The sequence below is a fragment of the Streptomyces sp. YS-3 genome, assembly GCF_045257485.1.
Taxonomy (GTDB): Bacteria; Actinomycetota; Actinomycetes; order Streptomycetales; family Streptomycetaceae; genus Streptomyces.
Genome location: NZ_JBJHPC010000699.1, coordinates 1 through 3,388, shown reverse-complemented (window position 1 = coordinate 3,388; position 3,388 = coordinate 1). Strand labels below are relative to the sequence as shown.

Here is a 3,388-nt window from a genome sequence, read left to right as displayed (position 1 = left end):
GGGGCGCTGGGGGTCGGCAGCGCGGGCCCGGTCGACGCGTCCGAAGGGACGGTCAGCCCCGTCAACATCCCGGGCTGGCGAGGGTTCCCGCTGGTGGAGCGGGTGCGGGCGGCCACCGGCGGGCTGCCCGTCCAGCTCGTCGGCGACGGGGTGGCGATGACCGCGGCCGAACACTGGCTGGGCGCGGCCCGCGGCTACGACAACGCCCTGTGCATGGTCGTCTCCACCGGTGTGGGCGGCGGTCTGGTCCTCGGCGGACGCCTCCACCCGGGCCGCACCGGCAACGCCGGTCACATCGGTCACATCAGTGTCGAGCTCGACGGCGACCCCTGTCCGTGCGGGGCGCGCGGCTGTGTGGAGCGCATCGCCAGCGGCCCCAACATCGCCCGCCGGGCCCGGGAGAACGGCTGGACGCCGGGACCGGACGGCGACACCTCGGCCGCCGCCGTGGCCGCGGCGGCGCGCGCCGGGCATCCGGTAGCGCTCGCCTCGTTCGAACGGGCCGCCCAGGCGCTCGCGGCAGGCATCGCGGCGACCGCCACCCTCACGGAGATCGAGATCGCCGTGATCGGCGGGGGCGTGGCCGGGGCGGGCGACATCCTCTTCGACCCGCTGCGCCGCGCCCTGCACGACTACGCCACCCTCTCCTTCGTCCAGGGCCTGAAGGTCGCCCCCGCCCTGATGGGCACGGACGCGGGCCTGGTCGGTGCCGCGGCTGCCGCGATCAGCGCTCCGACGACTGCTCGCCGGGCGGTGCGGGCGGGAAGGTAACCCCTCATCACCTTCCTCCGGTTCCAGGACGGATGAACCGATTCGCCACCCCCTTCTTTCCCTCTTCTCCCACGCGCGTTTGCGGTAGAGCTTGTTGGAGTCTGTTGGAACAGAACGGGTAACGGTTGTTCGGAATCCCGTCAGAACCCTTGACGTCCCCTTCGGTTGGGGGTGTGATCCAAACCACGCGTTCGGTTGTGTTGGGTTACACCCTGGAGGAGGGGGACATGGCACAGTCATCGTTCAGAGGTTTTGCGGTGCCCGGGAGCGTCGCGGGACATCGGATGTCCCGGCGGAGTCTTCTCCGGAGCGCCGCGTTCGGCGCCGGGGCGGTCACCCTCCCCTCGCTGCTCTCCGCCTGCGACAGCGGGCCCGGGGGCGACGCCAAGACGATCCGGCTGGGCTCCAACTCCTCGGACGCGGTGCCGAAGAAGGCCTTCGGTGAGGCCTTCGCGGCGTACGCGAAGCAGTCCGGGGAAGGCCGCACGGTCAAGGTCAACACCGTCGACCACAACACGTTCCAGGAGAACATCAACCGCTATCTCCAGGGCAAGCCCGACGACGTCTTCATGTGGTTCGCGGGCAACCGGATGCAGTTCTTCGCCAAGAAGGGGCTGCTGCACGACATCAGCGACCTGTGGCAGGGCTTCCAGGGCTTCTCGCCCGCGCTGAAGGCGCAGTCGACGGGCGAGGACGGCAAGCAGTACCTCACGCCGTACTACTACTACCCGTGGGCCGTCTTCCACCGTAAGAGCGTGTTCCAGCAGCACGGCTACGAGGCGCCCAAAACCCTCGACGACTACATCGCGCTCGCCCGGCGGATGCAGAAGGACAAGCTCGTACCCATCGCGTTCTGCGACAAGGACGGCTGGCCCGTGATGGGCACGTTCGACTACCTCAACATGCGCACCAACGGGTACGACTTCCACCGCGATCTGATGGCCGGCAAGGAGGCGTGGACGGACAAGCGCGTCAAGGAGGTCTTCGATACCTGGCGCCGGATCCTGCCGTACTGCCAGAAGGGCGCCAACGGCCGCACCTGGCAGGAGGCCGCGCAGAGCCTGCAGAAGAAGGAGGCGGGCATGGCGGTGTTTGGACTGCCCCACGCGGGACAGCAGTTCCCGGTGGCCGACCAGGGCGACCTCGACTTCTTCCCCTTCCCGGTCATCAACCCCGAGCACGGTCTGGACGCGGTCGAGGCGCCCATCGACGGGTTCCTGCTCGCCAAGAACGCCAAGAGCCTGAAGAACGCGAAGAACATGGAGAGCGCCAAGGACCTCCTGAAGTGGCTGGCGACCCCGGCCGCGGAGAACATCTACCTCGCCAGTGACCCCAACAACATCGCGGTCAACAGCGGGGCCGACACCTCCAAGTACAGCGCGCTCCAGAAGAAGTCGGTCGAGCTGATCTCCGGCGCCAAGCAGATCTCGCAGTTCATGGACCGCGACACCCGGCCGGACTTCTCCTCCACCGTGATGATCCCGGCGCTGCAGAGGTTCATCGGCAACCCGAACGACGTGGACGGGCTGGTCAACGACATCGAACGACAGCGAAAGTCGATCTTCGCCGCGGACTGACACCGGGCGCCGCGCCGGCCGGCCCGCCCGCCGTCCGGCCGGCCCGTCGCCAACCGGCCCGCCCCCGCACCGACTTGGAGTACTCAGCCGTGTCGATCATCTCCGCACGGCGCGCCGGACGACGAGGACCGCGGCGGTTCACCGCCCGCGACCTCGTCGTCCTCGGCGTGCTGCTGGGCATACCCGTCCTGCTCGACCTCGCCATCGTGTGGGGCCCGACCCTCGCCTCCGTCGTCCTCTCCTTCACCAGCTGGGACGGGATCGGCGACATCAAATGGGTCGGTACGCAGAACTACACCGACATCTTCACCAACTACCCGCCCTTCTGGCCGGCCGTCCGCCACAACCTGCTGTGGCTGGCCTTCCTCGGCTTCGTCGCCGTGCCGTTCGGGCTGCTGCTCGCCGTACTGATCGACCGGGGCGTCCGCTTCAGCCGCTTCTACCAGTCGACGCTGTACATGCCGGTCGTGCTCTCGCTCGCCGTCGTCGGCTTCATCGCCCAACTGGTCTTCTCCCGCGACCAGGGCGCCCTCAACGCGCTCATCGGCGACCGGGAGAACCCGACCGACTGGCTGGGCGACCCGGACCTCAACATCTGGATGATCCTGCTGGCGGCGGCCTGGCGGCACACGGGTTACGTCATGATCCTCTATCTGGCCGGCCTCAAGGCGGTCGACCCCACGCTCAAGGAAGCGGCGGCGATCGACGGGGCCGGTGAGGCCCAGACGTTCTTCCGGGTCGTGCTGCCCACCCTGCGCCCGGTCAATGTGATCGTCGGCGTGATCACCGTCATCGAGTCGCTGCGCGCCTTCGACATCGTGTACGCGGTCAACCACGGCCGCAACGGACTCGAAGTGCTCTCCGTGCTCGTCACCGACAACATCATCGGCGAGGCCAGCCGCATCGGCTTCGGCTCCGCCATCGCCGTCGTGCTGCTGACCGTCTCCCTCGGGTTCGTCGTGACGTACCTGGTCCAGGAGATCCGAGGGGAGAAGAGCCGATGACCGTGGACACCGCACCCGTCGCCCCCGTCACCGCCC

3 protein-coding genes are annotated in these 3,388 nt (G+C 68.6%); all 3 read left to right on the top strand.

Going from position 1 to position 3,388, the window contains the following annotated elements; genetic code table 11:
• A partial coding sequence (locus tag ACJA3G_RS33475; RefSeq protein WP_406556795.1) for an ROK family protein occupies nucleotides 1–771 on the top strand: 771 nt, incomplete at its 5' end.
• A 284-nt stretch (nucleotides 772–1,055) separates the two neighbouring features.
• Nucleotides 1,056–2,348: an ABC transporter substrate-binding protein gene (locus ACJA3G_RS33470; protein ID WP_406556794.1), complete on the top strand. Its 1,293-nt coding sequence runs from the start codon at nucleotides 1,056–1,058 to the stop codon at nucleotides 2,346–2,348.
• Between the two features lie 89 nt (nucleotides 2,349–2,437).
• A complete protein-coding gene (locus tag ACJA3G_RS33465; RefSeq protein ID WP_406556793.1) occupies nucleotides 2,438–3,352 on the top strand; it encodes a carbohydrate ABC transporter permease in 915 nt (304 codons plus the stop codon).
• Nucleotides 3,353–3,388: the final 36 nt, after the last annotated feature.

What these genes read in the sequence shown, in the direction of transcription:
- ACJA3G_RS33470 (WP_406556794.1), top strand. Translation starts at nt 1,056, where the DNA reads ATGTCCCGGCGGAGTCTTCTCCGGAGCGCCGCGTTCGGCGCCGGGGCG.